The 14,023-nt window shown below is 39.0% G+C and carries 14 protein-coding genes; all 14 read right to left on the reverse strand.

Annotation, left to right across the window (positions count from 1 at the left end; translation table 11 throughout):
* Positions 1–5: 5 nt before the first annotated feature.
* Entirely contained in the window at positions 6–1,226 is a 1,221-nt protein-coding gene (locus QL984_RS03950; RefSeq protein WP_028834751.1) for a glycosyl transferase, read from the reverse strand.
* On the reverse strand, positions 1,219–2,961 hold the full coding sequence (locus QL984_RS03955) for an HAD-IIB family hydrolase (protein WP_036954909.1): 1,743 nt from the start codon (positions 2,959–2,961) through the stop codon (positions 1,219–1,221). The genes QL984_RS03950 and QL984_RS03955 overlap by 8 nt, the downstream gene beginning before the upstream one ends.
* Positions 2,962–3,107: 146 nt before the next feature.
* Positions 3,108–4,346, reverse strand: coding sequence for a uracil-xanthine permease family protein (locus QL984_RS03960; RefSeq protein WP_028834749.1), 1,239 nt, complete (start codon positions 4,344–4,346; stop codon positions 3,108–3,110).
* A 9-nt stretch (positions 4,347–4,355) separates the two neighbouring features.
* Positions 4,356–4,988, reverse strand: coding sequence for a uracil phosphoribosyltransferase (gene upp, locus QL984_RS03965; protein ID WP_008115315.1), 633 nt, complete (start codon positions 4,986–4,988; stop codon positions 4,356–4,358).
* A gap of 133 nt (positions 4,989–5,121) precedes the next feature.
* Positions 5,122–6,084 (reverse strand): oxidoreductase family protein, encoded by a 963-nt coding sequence (locus QL984_RS03970; RefSeq protein ID WP_036955032.1) that lies wholly within the window; start codon positions 6,082–6,084, stop codon positions 5,122–5,124.
* A gap of 211 nt (positions 6,085–6,295) precedes the next feature.
* The gene (locus tag QL984_RS03975; RefSeq protein ID WP_024600909.1) at positions 6,296–7,402 is read right to left on the reverse strand and encodes a serine hydrolase domain-containing protein; all 1,107 of its coding nucleotides are present in this window, start codon (positions 7,400–7,402) and stop codon (positions 6,296–6,298) included.
* A 109-nt stretch (positions 7,403–7,511) separates the two neighbouring features.
* Entirely contained in the window at positions 7,512–7,826 is a 315-nt protein-coding gene (locus QL984_RS03980; RefSeq protein ID WP_016899706.1) for a hypothetical protein, read from the reverse strand.
* Between the two features lie 112 nt (positions 7,827–7,938).
* Positions 7,939–8,328, reverse strand: a complete 390-nt coding sequence (locus QL984_RS03985; RefSeq protein ID WP_013463192.1) for a hypothetical protein — start codon at positions 8,326–8,328, stop codon at positions 7,939–7,941.
* A gap of 128 nt (positions 8,329–8,456) precedes the next feature.
* Positions 8,457–8,843: a hypothetical protein gene (locus QL984_RS03990; RefSeq protein ID WP_016899705.1), complete on the reverse strand. Its 387-nt coding sequence runs from the start codon at positions 8,841–8,843 to the stop codon at positions 8,457–8,459.
* A 138-nt stretch (positions 8,844–8,981) separates the two neighbouring features.
* Positions 8,982–9,371 (reverse strand): hypothetical protein, encoded by a 390-nt coding sequence (locus QL984_RS03995; protein WP_016899704.1) that lies wholly within the window; start codon positions 9,369–9,371, stop codon positions 8,982–8,984.
* A 113-nt stretch (positions 9,372–9,484) separates the two neighbouring features.
* Positions 9,485–9,997, reverse strand: a complete 513-nt coding sequence (locus QL984_RS04000) for a DUF4410 domain-containing protein (protein WP_010388992.1) — start codon at positions 9,995–9,997, stop codon at positions 9,485–9,487.
* Between the two features lie 119 nt (positions 9,998–10,116).
* Positions 10,117–10,821: a polysaccharide deacetylase family protein gene (locus tag QL984_RS04005; RefSeq protein ID WP_010388993.1), complete on the reverse strand. Its 705-nt coding sequence runs from the start codon at positions 10,819–10,821 to the stop codon at positions 10,117–10,119.
* Between the two features lie 239 nt (positions 10,822–11,060).
* Complete coding sequence (locus tag QL984_RS04010) at positions 11,061–11,378, reverse strand: heavy metal-binding domain-containing protein (protein WP_008112402.1); 318 nt, start codon at positions 11,376–11,378, stop codon at positions 11,061–11,063.
* Positions 11,379–11,701: 323 nt separating this feature from the next.
* Complete coding sequence (locus QL984_RS04015; protein ID WP_016899703.1) at positions 11,702–13,957, reverse strand: acyl-CoA dehydrogenase; 2,256 nt, start codon at positions 13,955–13,957, stop codon at positions 11,702–11,704.
* Between the last annotated feature and the right edge of the window lie 66 nt (positions 13,958–14,023).

Consider the following 14,023-nt stretch of genomic DNA (forward strand, 5'->3'; position numbering starts at 1 on the left):
TGATGTTAACTGTATTGCTCGTTATCTAGCTCAACGGCTTCTTTTAAACGCTCAAGTACGTCTGGCATTGCCGAGGCCACACGATTCCAACTCGGCACAAAGGGTGCTTCCATTGGGTTTTCTAAAAAGTGCTGACCGGCATTCATGATATTTTGCGCAAACATTTCAACGGCTTTTTCTTCTTGGTGAATATCAAGGGTTAAACCGTTCATTAGTGCATCATTATGATAGGTTTCAATAAAATCTAAACCAATACGGTAATATGTGGCTTTTAATGAGCGAATAGTTTCGCTGGTAAAGGTAACCCCTTGCGTTGCTAACTTTCTAAATAGTGCTTTGGTGATATCAATCGACATTTTAGAAAGGCCAGCGGTTTGGTCGTCGAGCGATAACGCCTGATGTTTATGATCGTAGTTATCCGCAATATCGACTTGGCATAATCGGTTATGAGAATAGTTACGGTACATTTCGCTTAATACGCCAATTTCTAATCCCCAGTCGCTAGGAATACGAATATCGTTTAATACATCGCGCCTAAACGAAAACTCACCCGCTAATGGGTAGCGAAACGAGTCCATGTACTCAAGGTAATCACGGCTGCCTAAAATGGTTTTAAACGAGCGCAATAACGGAGTAACCAATAGCCGAGAGACACGGCCATTAATTTTTCCATTGGCGGTGCGCGGGTAAAAGCCTTTACAAAACTCATAGTTAAATCGAGGGTGTGCAACAGGGTATATTAACCGCGCTAATAAGCCTCGGTCATAAGTTAAAATATCACAGTCATGCAAGGCGATTGATTCAACCTCAGCGGTGGCTAATTTATACCCCATGCAATACCACACATTACGCCCTTTACCGAGCTCGCGTGGCGCCACACCTAAGGCTTGAAGCTCTTTGTCGAGCGCTTGTAAGCGTGGCCCGTCGTTCCAAAGTACTTTGTGGTTTTGATCAAGCGCTTTAAAAAAGTTCAGTGCATAACGATATTGGCTTTCGTCGGCTCTGTCTAAGCCTATGGTAATTTGTGATAAATAAGGTACTTTTTGCAGCTCTTTAACAATATTTTGTAGCGCGGGGCCTTCTAACTCACTAAATAATGAGGGCAAAATAAGCCCCATGGGTCGCTGCTTACTAAAACTCAGCAACTCTTTTTCTAAATCGTCTACGGGTCTGTTGGCAATATTATGTAACGTTGTAATGATGCCATTTTGATAAAAATCAGCCATGTAAACTATACTCCTCAAAATTGGGTAAAATGCTGTTAATACAAGGTAATGCAGTGATTTCTTCTACCCAGCCTAACGGCGCTGGCAACTGAGAATAGCGCGCTTTGTTATGGGTTAATTTAACCGGCTTTTTACTCTCTGGATTGGCAATAATAATGGCAATATCTGCCTCTTCGAGCATTTGCTTATCGTTATCACTATCCCCAAGCGCAATAATGCTTAGCGGCTTAGTAAACTGCGCAGTAAACTGTTTCACCAGCCATTGCTGCGCCATGCTTTTATCGGTATTTTTACCAATGTGGATAAAGCGCCCGCCTACTTTAACGTCGTAGCCGTACACTGTTATTGCGTTTATAAATTCGTTGAGTTTGTGCTCTTCGCCATGCCAGCAGAGCGGATCTGAATATTGACGATTCTGTGCTTGCGCCGCCTGTATCGCGTTTAACCCTGTGATGTGCATTACCTGCTCACACGATAACTCACTGAATAAACTATATTGGTCGCTGTAGTCTTTTTTTAAATGTGTTAAATCAGCCCATAAATTGCTAATGGGTGCCGCAAATGAATAACACCAATAACCTTGGTATTCGCTGCAGCCAATGGGTCTGAGATTAAAATAATTTTTAGGAATATAAACAGCCGAGCCATTTTCAACAATAAAAGGCTGTTTAATATTGAGCGCTTGTTGCAGTGCCACCACTTCACTAAACGTTTTACTAGTGTTAAATACCACCGGCACACCGCTGTATTGCAACTCTTGTAATAAAGTGTCGACCGCTTCGGTGCTGTAGTCTCTATGATTTAATAACGTACCATCTAAATCGGTAAAAATAATGGGCTGACCAATATTGTCGCTAGTTAGCTGCATTGCGACTACATCACGGTGACTATCAAGCTCTATTAACGCATTTGCTTTGGCACTGAGGGTATTTAAATTTTCTCGGGTAATACGCTCAAAGTGAGAAATAAACCAAAGCAGCTGCTCGTCGGTCATGGTGCCTGCGCCTTGGCCTTGTTTTGCGATTAGCTTGTGCTCTTGCTCTTGTCGCCATGCAAATACATCATCAAAACTCGGCGCTTTAAGCATAATTGTGTAGTCAATTTTATTAAATACGGTTTTATACTCATTGGCTAAACAGCTATTAATACAGCGGCGCCATAGTCCTTGCTGATCGTATGATTTTTCTAGCTCATTAATGGGCTCAATTAAAGTAAAAGGCTGCTGTGGCTCACTGGCTACACACCACCCTTCTAAAATAACAATATCGACTGGCTGACTATTGGTTAACCATTTATTTTTTGCTACAGGTTCATCTTGTTGCTTGTCAAAACGTGGCAGCGGTACATTAACCTCTTTATTTAACAAGCGACTAATGGTTTTATCCATAAGGGCAACATCATGTGTGCCTGGAACTCCACGGGTGGCAAATAAACAATGCACATCTTGTGCTAGCTGCTGACGTTTTTGGGTTGATAAATAAAAGTCATCAATAGAGAGTGCGACACAATTTAGGTGGGTGTTTTGCTCAAACCAAGTCACTAAATAGTCACCAAGCGTGGTTTTTCCTGAGCCTTGGCAGCCGTTGATGGCAACAAATAAAGGCGCATTTTTTTTGCTGGTTAAAATATCCTGAGCAATCACAGAAAAATACTGCTCACTAATATATTGATATTTCAACGGCAATTGATGTTTTACTAAAAAAGCATTTATATCCACACTATTGGCCTCCAATATAACAATCCCTGATTCAACTATAGGGTATGAATAAGGAAATGCAGTTACTAGACCAATATTATTTATTGTTACTTTTTAGTAGGTTAAAAAAAAAGCGCATTTAAAATGCGCTTTTTTGGTGCAATATTTTTAACCACAGTGCAAATTTAATTCTCGTTGCTCTGTGCTTTTGGGAATACTAAATTTAATACTATGCCTAAAACAGCGCATAAGCTCACACCTTCAAGGCTGAACTGGCTGCTACCAATGTGCATACCACCAATACCGCAAATTAAAATAAGCGCCACAATACTTAAATTGCGTGGTTCGCTTAAGTCATCGCCCGATTTAACTAAGGTATTTAAGCCAATAACGGCAATAGAGCCAAATAATAAAATCATTATGCCGCCCATTACAGGGACCGGAATGGTTTGCAAGCCCGCGCCCATTTTAGCCACAAACGCTAAACAAATTGCAATAATGGCAGTCCACATCATCACTTTAGGGTTAAAGTTTTTAGTTAGCATTACCGCACCGGTTACCTCTGAGTAAGTGGTGTTAGGTGGGCCGCCAAATAATGACGCAGCAGACGTGGCTAACCCATCACCAAATAAAGTGCGATGTAGCCCTGGCTTTTTCAAATAGTCTTTTTTTGTAACTTGGCTAATTGCCATCATGTCGCCAATGTGTTCGATAGCAGGCGCAATTGCCACCGGCACCATAAACAAAATGGCTTGCCATTTAAACTCTGGCAGTACAAAGTTAGGCACTGCCAACCACTGTGCATTACTGACTGTTTCAAACTGTACTACACCCATAAATAACGATAGCGTGTAACCGGCAACAACACCGGCTAAAATAGGGATCAGTTTAAATACCCCTTTGCCCCACACGGCAAACACTAAAGTTACTAGTAATGAGAACATAGAAATAATAATGGCACTGTCGTAGGCAATAATTTGTGTACCACCATCGCCACTTTTACCCATGGCCATATTAACCGCAGCTGGCGCGAGTGCTAGGCCAATCACCATAATGACTGGGCCGACCACAATTGGCGGCAAAATTTTATGTAAGGTTTTTGTGCCTTTAAACTTCACCAATAAACTCAACAGCATATAAGTAAAGCCCGCTGCCATTAAGCCGCCCATAGTGGCGGGTATGCCCCACATTTGCACTGAGGCAATAATAGGTGCAATAAACGCAAATGACGAGGCTAAAAAGATAGGCACTTGGCCTTTAGTGACAAATTGAAACAACAAAGTACCTAAACCTGCGGTAAACAACGCAACACTCGGATCGAGACCCGTTAAAATAGGCACTAATACCAGCGCACCAAACGCTACAAATAGCATTTGGGCACCCGTTAAAATGGTTTTTATTGAAAACGTAGAATTATTTTGCACTGCTAAACCCTAGTAAACCGTACCGAAAATTTTATCACCTGCATCCCCTAATCCTGGGATAATATAGCCTTTTTCATTAAGGTGGCTATCAACTGAGGCAGTAAAAATCTCTACATCTGGGTGAGCGGCTAATGTTTTTTCAACGCCCTCAGGCGCAGCAACCAGTACAATAACTTTAATTTCTTTACAGCCCGCTTTTTTAAGCATATCGATGGTGGCGATCATAGAGCCACCAGTAGCCAGCATAGGGTCAATCACTAAGCTCAAACGCTCATCAATATTACCTACTAGCTTTTCAAAATAAGGTACTGGCTCAAGTGTTTCTTCGTTACGCTCTAAACCCACTACACTCACTTTAGCCGCTGGGAGTAATTGCATTACGCCGTCCATCATCCCAAGGCCTGCGCGTAAAATTGGCACCACGGTAATTTTTTTACCTTTAATATGCTCAACTTTAAGTTTATTACCGTCCCAACCTGTAATTTCGTTATCTTCTAATTCTAGGTTTTTAGTGGCTTCGTAAGTTAATAATGTGCCAACTTCTGAACACAACTCGCGAAAACTTTTCGTGCTAATTCCATGCGCGCGCATTAAACCTAACTTATGTTGAACAAGGGGGTGAGAAATAACGTGAATAGCCATAGTAATAAACCTAGTGATAAAAAATTTGACGTATTTTATATTAAAACAGGCCGTTTGACTGTTAATTTTAGCCCTGATTTCATAGTTCGTGCCTAAATATTTAATTTAGCCACAACTGTTCAACTTTTTGTGTTTATGAGTTGTTACTGGCTAACCAATTATTTACCTGAGCATGCATGTAGCCGTTAATTTTTTTGTGCTCGGGGCTCCACCCAAGTAAAAACCGATAAAAGTCTGCCCACGCCACCGGCCATAAATGAGCCCATTGTGCAATAACGTCATCCGCATTCACTGCTGGTTGGTAGTGACTGAGTGCGTTTTTAAACTGGCTAAAATAATAGTTGAGGTAGGTTTGTGCGTGTTTGTGAAGCTCAGAATCATCCATACAACTGGTCATAAAATACATAACATCTACCACCCCAACACCCGCACCCACATATTGAAAGTCATAACCGAGTATATGCCCTTGGCTATTAGTGGCAAAATTAGCAAGCTTGGCATCACCATGAATTAACGTTTGGTAGTCACATTGTTTTAACGCGTTATTTAATTGAGTAGCTGCCTGTTTAATATCGGACTTTTCAGGCAAGTTATTAAATTCATCAGGGCGTGTATCTAAATGCCAATAACTTCCTTGCGGCCATAAGCCATCAAACTTTGTATTTAAATGAAAGGCATTTAAATGAAAGGCATGAAAATGTGCCAACCACTTTAATATGGCTTTTATATTCTCGGTGGTTGCTTGGGTGTATCCCAGCTTTGAAAAATCTTTAAACACCAAGGCAAATTCATCGCCTTTGTTGATTGCTTTAATGCATTCAATAGCTGCCGCTTGCTTGGGCAGTTTATGGCTAAATTGCTGATAAAACGTATATTCAACGTGGTAAGAGTCACGCTTTCTATTAAGCGCAAAGCTGCTTTGTTTAATTTTAGGGTGATTAATATGATCGGGTACTTTAATCGCTTTAATCACACAGGCTAGCTCATCAAGTTGACACTTCACAATTTGACCACAGCCACTCCAAAGCGAGGTTAGGGTTTCGCCAATAGCTATACGTTGAAAATGCGGGGTAAGTAACGAAAGATAAAAAGACATAGCCATATTAGGTTGCTAAATTTTAGTTAGCTTAACATTAGACGGTGTTTTTAATAAAAGGTCTTAGTAAAAAGCTCTGTATGTTTTTTCACAACCCTGTATGTAAAAAACGAATGCTAGTTTTTGAATGGGCGGCAAAATTAACTATGCCACTACAAACTTATCGTCGAATTGAGCGCTTTACCCGCTGAAATACTTTGTTGTATCCATTTTAGTTATGGCTTTGTTTAACAATAGAAAGGATAAGACTATCAATGTCATTATTCACTGCGCCAATACTACTATTACTTAAAATCACATAACCAAAGTTAAGGTCAGTGATAGAGCGTGATAGCGAGACCCAACCACGATTAAATCCAGCAAAGCCAAGACTGCTATTCTTTGCGTCAACAACATAGCTCATACTCCAGCGCCCATTAGTGTTTGGCGCGGGCTTTATCATCAGATCAATTAATTTTTCTGGTAGCAACCCTAAACCATTATAATCACCATCGTTGTTGCGCAACACAGCCATATTAAAGCGTGCTAAGTCTATTGGCGTTGTCTGTAAACCAGCAGCTGCTTTCTCATTAAAATAAACCATGCCAGTGACTTTGCCGGAATTATCGTAAGGTGTTGCCGACTTTTTGATAACTTTTTTAGTAATGTTAAAAGTAGAATCCTTCATATTTAGAGGCTTAAACACGTATTGCTGCATATAGTCTTCAAATGCCATGCCTGACACATCTTCAATTAAAAGTTGCACCACTGAATACCCACCACCAGAATAAGACCATTTTGTATCGGGCACATGAATAAGTTCAACAGATCCGGCGCCATTGTTATTGCCATTTAGTGAGTCAACTATAGATGTTAACTTTTCTGGAGACTCCCAGCCTGTATATGGGCCAAGTGACAAGCCTGAAGTGTGAGATAAGATATTTCTCAATGTTACTTTTTTTGCGTTAAACTCAGACTTAGGGATCTGCCAACGTTTGAGGTATTGGTTTATTGGCGCATCTAAATCGACTTTGCCTTGAGCTACAAGTTGCATTACTCCCCAAACAGTAACCAGCTTAGAAATAGACCCTACGTTAAACATTGTGCTTTGGGTAATCTCAGTTTTGGCTGCTACGTCGGCAAAACCATAGGATCGAAACTCTAGAACTCTATTTCCATTGACAAATGCAAGTGCAACACCAGGAGCTTTGTGTTTATCTAAAATCTTTGGTATGTCATCTTCCAAGCGCTCTGTGATCTCAGACACATCAGTAAACTCTTCAGCGGTAGCAAGACTAGCTAAAAACAATGTAAATATTATCAGTATTGATTTAATCATAACTTTCCTTAGTTCGTAAAACGCCAATATAAACAGACTTGAAATAGTTGGCTAAAATATTAAACAGTGTGAAAACAACCAACGGTTTTTTTTCGTTTGAATATTCTTACTAAATACCGTTTGTTACCGATAAGTATTTGCTTTTACCGAAACTGACATAATAAATAGTTAAAAAAAGCAATTTGAATATATTACTACCAAAAGAATTTTTAATAATAATTCCTTTGTCAGTAATAGAGGCTACAGGAAAGGTTTGGCTTGAACACCAATCTATTTTCGCTTGAATATTTTTAGTTGAATCAGGGATGTTTACTGTTTGCGTAACCCCTCTTTTTATAGTGGCAACTTCTACGTCATCCGCAAACAACTTATAGTCTCTCGCCATATCCACAAATTGTTTTGGTCTAAAAACTTGAATATTCATCTAAACTCCATTTAGGTATTTAACGCCCCAAAAAAGGCAATACAATAGCTGGCAAAATTAGCGACGCAAGAACAAAAGCCAACTGTTTTGTCCTGCTTAATGTGTTTGTTGTCTAAATAAAGCTATTAGCAAGTAACCCTACGCCAAGCCCTAAACCAAATATAGAGAAGTTGCGTAATATATATACTTTTTTTGAGATATCATAAATAGTTTTACCTTTTGTTAATGACTCAACTATATAGTCTTGAGCAATTAAAGAGTTAAGAATTGAAAAACAAAAACAACCTAAAGGAATATAAACCTTTGAGCCAAAGGTAAGTACTTTTAATTGAATAAGTATAACAACAGCACCTATTATTGCTGAGGATAGCCATGCATACTGTTTTAACAACTCAAAATGTAACTCTGTTGTAATAGTTTCATTTTGGATTTTATTTTTTTCTACACTTCGAGATTTCTCTATACTATCTTCATTATTTTTGACTTGAACTGATTCTTCCATAATTAAAATAAAACTCCATATTTTGATAAAAACCTAAAGCCCGGATAATGGGCTGATAATTGTTGGCTAAAATGTGTAACGAAGCGAAACTAAGTCAACTGTTAGCAGTTCCGCGCTCAAAGCGCCTGTTATGTGCACTTGTTGACCGTTGCTAAACCTAAATCTATATTTGCAACAATATAGCCATACTCTTTCTTAGTTAACTTTTTAGCCTGATATTGTTGCTTAGCTAATTCGTGAGTCCAAGCCTTTTCACATGGGGCTAATGGAATGGTTGTATCAACCATTAAAAGGTGTTCTTCCTGAATCACGCCCCCTTTTTTGACAATGCTTTTAGCGCAAAGGCTTAAAGCATATTCAACAGCAAATTTATCAACTCTTGGCATACCTACAAATTCTACATCACAACCAAGTTTCTCATTACCTTTAGTATCAACATAATAAAGCTGACCTGACGTGGTGCAACCAGATATAAATAAGATGATAACGAGTAATAAAATATGTCTGATATTCACTTTGCCTCCTTGTGCATATAAGCCCGCATATAGGGTACAAAAACGTAACGGCGATTTGGTTAAATTATGCAGAGCACCAAACTCAATCGCCGTATAGTTTTGATATCCAACGAGCCTGCGAGTGCATTGATGGTTTTGTTATTTGCCAGACCTTGAATATATTGATAGCAAAGGAAACTTACTTTCACCAAAGTTGATAGTTAGCGATAGTGTCTCATCTGCTTTGAATGATTGTAAAAACTCCAATGGCGCAATTCGCTGCCCATCTGCAACGATAGCCATTAGGTGTTTGTTAGTTAGACTTCGTCGACCTGATGCCATATTAGTCAAAGTTACTACCGCCCAACGCTCACCAGAATCATTACTCATTAATACAAAATTATTTACACTAAAATCACTCAGCTCTGGCTGAATGTTTGATTCATTTGGGAAGGCCAAATCAAAACTATTAGGTACAACTCTATCAATGGAAAGTACCTCTTCACCCGAATGGGCACAAAATGTAAAAACCAGCAATATCCAAGACATCCTTTTCAACACAAATCTTCTCCTAATTTCATATAACACCTTGCAACAGGGCTAATGGAAGCGCTTTGGCCGTTTGTTTGGCCAACGAGCATTTGTTCCTGCCTGATTGCTTGTTAGCTATTCTTTGCACTTGAATTGATGATATCAACTATCTTTTTAGACATAGCTTCTAACTGTCTAGAAGTTGTAGCACCGAATATTCCTTCACTAAACTCTGAACGAGTGTCTAGTTGCGATTCACTAACTATTTGGTTTGTGGATAGGTCTACGAGCTTAACGTTTAGCATCAATTCGGCATCACCTACCATTACACCTGCCATAAATCGACCAAACCCTGAAACATAACGAAAATGCTCTATTGTTATTTCCACGGAGATATCAGCCTGATTAGATGAGTTGCTTGGTATCAAATTACCTTTGTAATCTGTAGTTATTAATGTATTAAGTTCAGTGATACTTTTAGTTAAATCTCTACTTTTAGAGATTGAATTAGATGAGGATATAGCTACTGATATACTATTTGGTATGGCTCCTTGCTGCATGTTCGATGTTTTTACTGATTGCTTAATGTTTGCAGCACAACCCGCAATTAAGCTTACTAAGATGATTAAAATAAAGTTTTTCATTGAATGCTAAATTTCCTTGAATAGCTAACGCTTTGCTAAGAGGCTAAAATGGTTGGCTGGCTTTTTTGCGGTACTTTGCAAAAAACGAGCAAACTGTTTTAGTCCTTTTAAGCACCTTGTTATGCGCTACTGCCTATTAATTCTGATACTGTAACAAAGCGATAACCTTTATCTTTTAACTGCTGAACAATTAAAGGTACCGCAGCCATTGAATTACCTCTAGATTTAAACATTACATGTAAAAGAATAATTGACCCTGGCTTAGTATTTTGGACAACGTAATCGGATATATCACTTGCACTAGCATTTTTATCTAAATAAGTTTCAGGCTCCACATCCCACGTAACGGTAGTTATATTATTATTATTTAGATAATAAGGTAGCGAAAACAATTTTTTACCATAAGGTGGTCTAAAATGTATTTCACCTTTATAACCTGCCTCTGTAATTAACTCATTAGTTTTTTCTAGCTCATCTGCAACAAAGTTATAACTTTTCAAAACCATACGTTGATGAGTATATGAATGGTTTCCAACTTCATGACCTTTATCAATGATATTTTTTGTTTCTTGAATGTTTTCTTCTATAGCTTTGCCGACTAGGTAAAATGTAGCTTTAATTTCTGATTCATCTAGGATTTGGAGAATTTCTTTTGTTTTAAGTCTGGTCGGACCATCATCAAAAGTTAATGCGACTACTTTTTCAGTTGTTTCTACTCGATCTATAAGGTTACCAAAAAATTGAAATTTTTCATTCTTACTCAGCTGCCATAAAGCAATAAATATGATCAGCACTAATGCTGATAGTTTGATTATTTTACTCATGCAGACTCCATTTGCGCATAACAATTTTATAGTGTGCTCATCGCGCATATCTCTGCCAGCGCCCCACTAATATATTTATTAATTTCTTTTTAACAAATAAGTTAACTCATTGCCAGCTTAAAACTTTTAGTAAGGCTGTTCTTTTAATACAGTGCAGAAAAGAGGAAAGCGTCCTCATTTCTTGGCTTTGAAAGAAAGCACCAAAATGCCACGTGTTGCGAATCTGCTTAAATTGTTTGTTATGTTCGAAGTTTAACTGCTGTGCCAAACACTAATATTTCTGATGCACCATCAGTAACTGAGCTAGTTGTAAATCGTATTCCTACTATTGCATCGGCATTTAACTTTTTTGCATCTTCTATTAATCGTTCTACCGCTACATTTCGAGCTTCCATCAACATCTCGGTATAGCCTTTGAGTTCGCCACCCACAATCCCTTTTAAACCAGCCATGATATCTCGACCAACATGTTTAGACTGAACCATGTTGCCATTGACGATTCCCAATACAGCTTCGATTTCCTTGCCAGGAACAGTTTCCGTTGTCGTATAAATCATAATTTTTCCCTAAAACATAACAGCTCATTAAACACCACTTTGGGAGTTATAACCCTCAAAACAGCGTATATTATATACGCTCAATAATTCCACTAAACAACTCTAATGTAAACAAGTAATTACGTAACTTATTTACCACCCATTGTTAAAATACACTAAAACAACGTTTAATAATGTTCTGTACCATTAAATTAGTCGTCATTAGTTATGAGCTTAAATTACACCCATAAAAAAGCCCCGCTTGATATTACTCAAGCAGGACTCCACACTAATTTTGTATCAATAAAAGCGCCTAAACTGCAGGCGCTTTGCATTATTGAATTTTATTGGTTAACCACGCTTTTAAGCGGATTAACTGGCTGTGCGTTGTCGTCTAGAATGTTCATATCGAAGTCGAACTCATCAACACGAATCGCTTTTTCACGCTTTTTGTTGTAATCACTTAACTGAACAAATTCAGCGTCGTTAATTACTTTTGCAGCAAGTGCATTTTCAAGCGTGATTGAAAAACGCGTACCCGGCTTAAAGGTTTTAGCACGTAGCGCTTTTTTCACTTTAGCTAATAGCTCAAGTGACTCCATTTTAGCTTTGTAAGCTTGCTCATTGATGTGATGACCATCACCTTCAATTGGCTTAACTAAATGTGTGATTTGCGCTTTAAATGCCGTATCAAGCTGAGCTTGTTTTGCTAATTCACGAATTAAATCATCGCTAATTTTTGGCATTTTAGTTGAGTAGTTCATAGTAATGAAACGAATGAACTTACGAGTACCACTTGCAGGGAAGTTGTCTAAGAACTTGTGCAATGCTTCTTCTGCACTTTGTAGTGCAAAACGAGTCGCATAATGGAAGTAAGGAGCCGCTTGCTCGCGCTCACTACTTGCTACTTTTTGCTCGTAATACTTAATAGATGCCATAGCTGCATACAAGAAGCTCATTACATCGCCTAAACGTGCTGAAAGCATTTCAGCTTGCTTTAACTTACCGCCAAGTACTAGTAACGAGAAGTCAGCATATACAGCTAATTTAGCTGATAGTTTATGAACTGCTTTTTCGTAGTCACGTACTTCTGGTAGTGCCGAGTTTGCACCAGCAGTAAACGGTAATACACCTAAACGGAATGCACGTAAGCTATTTGCTGTACTGTAGCCAATTGTTTTACGTAAAATACCATTAAATTCTGCATCTGCGTTTTTGTCATCGCTGTGGATAGACTCAACCATAGATTGTAAGTATGGGTGACAACGCATAACACCTTGGCCAAATATCATCAGGTTACGAGTCAGAATGTTTGCACCTTCTACCGTAATGGCAATAGGCTGCGCTACATAACCACTCGCTAATGTATTTTGTGGACCGTTTTGAATCGCTTTACCTGCTTGAATATCCATTGCTGAGTCAAGCACATCACGACCAAGCTCTGTCATATGGTATTTAGCGATTGCAGTCACTACCGATGGTTTTAAGCCCATGCCTAAACCTTCAGTTGTCAGTACACGCATTGCTTCTTGTAGGTATGTTTTACCTGCAATGTCAGCTAGCTTTTCTTGAATACCTTCAAATTGACCAATTGATAAACCAAACTGTTCACGCACTGCTGCGTACTCAGAAGCTGATTTAAATGCAACTTGGGCAGTACTTACGCCCAGTGCTGGTAATGAAATACCACGCCCTGCGCCTAAACAGCTAACTAGCATTTGCCAACCGCGACCGATGTTTTTCTGACCACCGATAATAAAGTCCATTGGTACAAATACTTTGTTACCACGTGTAGTACCGTTGTAAAAACGGATACCCATAGGATCATGACGGTTACCAAGTTCTACACCAGGGTGCTCTTTTGGAATAAGTGCACAGGTAATACCTAGGTTTTCTTTACCACCTAGTAAACCATCAGGGTCAACCACTTTAAACGCTAAACCAAGTACAGTAGCAATAGGTGCTAGAGTAATGTAGCGTTTGTCCCACGTAATTTCTAAACCAAGTACTTCTTCGCCTTTGTACATACCTTTAGTTACGGTACCTACATCTGGAATACCGCCTGCATCAGAGCCTGCTTCTGGGCTTGTTAATGCAAAACATGGAATGTCTGTACCATTTGCAAGACGTGGTAAGTAGTGTGCCTGTTGCTCCTCTGTACCAAAGTGAAGAAGTAACTCACCCGGGCCTAACGAGTTTGGTACCATTACGGTTACCGCAACCGCTGAGCTTTTAGTAGCAATTGTACCTACAATTGTTGAGTTAGCGTATGGGCTGAACTCTAAACCGCCAAACGATTTAGGGATGATCAGCGAGAAGAAACGCTCTTTTTTCAAAAACTCTAAAATGTCGTTTGGTAAATGAATACCATTTTGAATGACTGAATCATCAATCATGCCAAGTAGTTCTTGTACTGGGCCGTCTAGAAACGCTTGCTCGTCTGCGGTTAATTTTGCCGCAGGTACATCGCGTAGCGCGCTGAAATCTGGTTTACCTCGATAGATAGACCCTTCTAGCCATACATCGCCAGCGTCTAGCGCTTCTTGCTCAGTAACTGAAATGCTTGGTAATACTTTTTTTAATTTTGTACGTAAACTCATAACGAACTCATCCGACCAGATAAATAATACCTACATTACGTCATAAAAATCGCTTTAGATCAATTA

It is taken from the genome of Pseudoalteromonas sp. APC 3495 (assembly GCF_030407645.1).
In the GTDB taxonomy this organism is placed as follows: Bacteria; Pseudomonadota; Gammaproteobacteria; order Enterobacterales; family Alteromonadaceae; genus Pseudoalteromonas; species Pseudoalteromonas tetraodonis.

Bases quoted from the DNA above. Each gene is read 5' to 3' on its own strand.
- QL984_RS03950 (WP_028834751.1), bottom strand. From the start codon at position 1,226: ATGGCTGATTTTTATCAAAATGGCATCATTACAACGTTACATAATATT.
- upp (WP_008115315.1), bottom strand. From the start codon at position 4,988: ATGGCTATTCACGTTATTTCTCACCCCCTTGTTCAACATAAGTTAGGT.
- QL984_RS03970 (WP_036955032.1), bottom strand. From the start codon at position 6,084: ATGTCTTTTTATCTTTCGTTACTTACCCCGCATTTTCAACGTATAGCT.
- QL984_RS03975 (WP_024600909.1), bottom strand. From the start codon at position 7,402: ATGATTAAATCAATACTGATAATATTTACATTGTTTTTAGCTAGTCTT.
- QL984_RS03980 (WP_016899706.1), bottom strand. From the start codon at position 7,826: ATGAATATTCAAGTTTTTAGACCAAAACAATTTGTGGATATGGCGAGA.
- QL984_RS03985 (WP_013463192.1), bottom strand. From the start codon at position 8,328: ATGGAAGAATCAGTTCAAGTCAAAAATAATGAAGATAGTATAGAGAAA.
- QL984_RS03995 (WP_016899704.1), bottom strand. From the start codon at position 9,371: ATGTCTTGGATATTGCTGGTTTTTACATTTTGTGCCCATTCGGGTGAA.
- QL984_RS04000 (WP_010388992.1), bottom strand. From the start codon at position 9,997: ATGAAAAACTTTATTTTAATCATCTTAGTAAGCTTAATTGCGGGTTGT.
- QL984_RS04005 (WP_010388993.1), bottom strand. From the start codon at position 10,821: ATGAGTAAAATAATCAAACTATCAGCATTAGTGCTGATCATATTTATT.
- QL984_RS04010 (WP_008112402.1), bottom strand. From the start codon at position 11,378: ATGATTTATACGACAACGGAAACTGTTCCTGGCAAGGAAATCGAAGCT.
- QL984_RS04015 (WP_016899703.1), bottom strand. From the start codon at position 13,957: ATGAGTTTACGTACAAAATTAAAAAAAGTATTACCAAGCATTTCAGTT.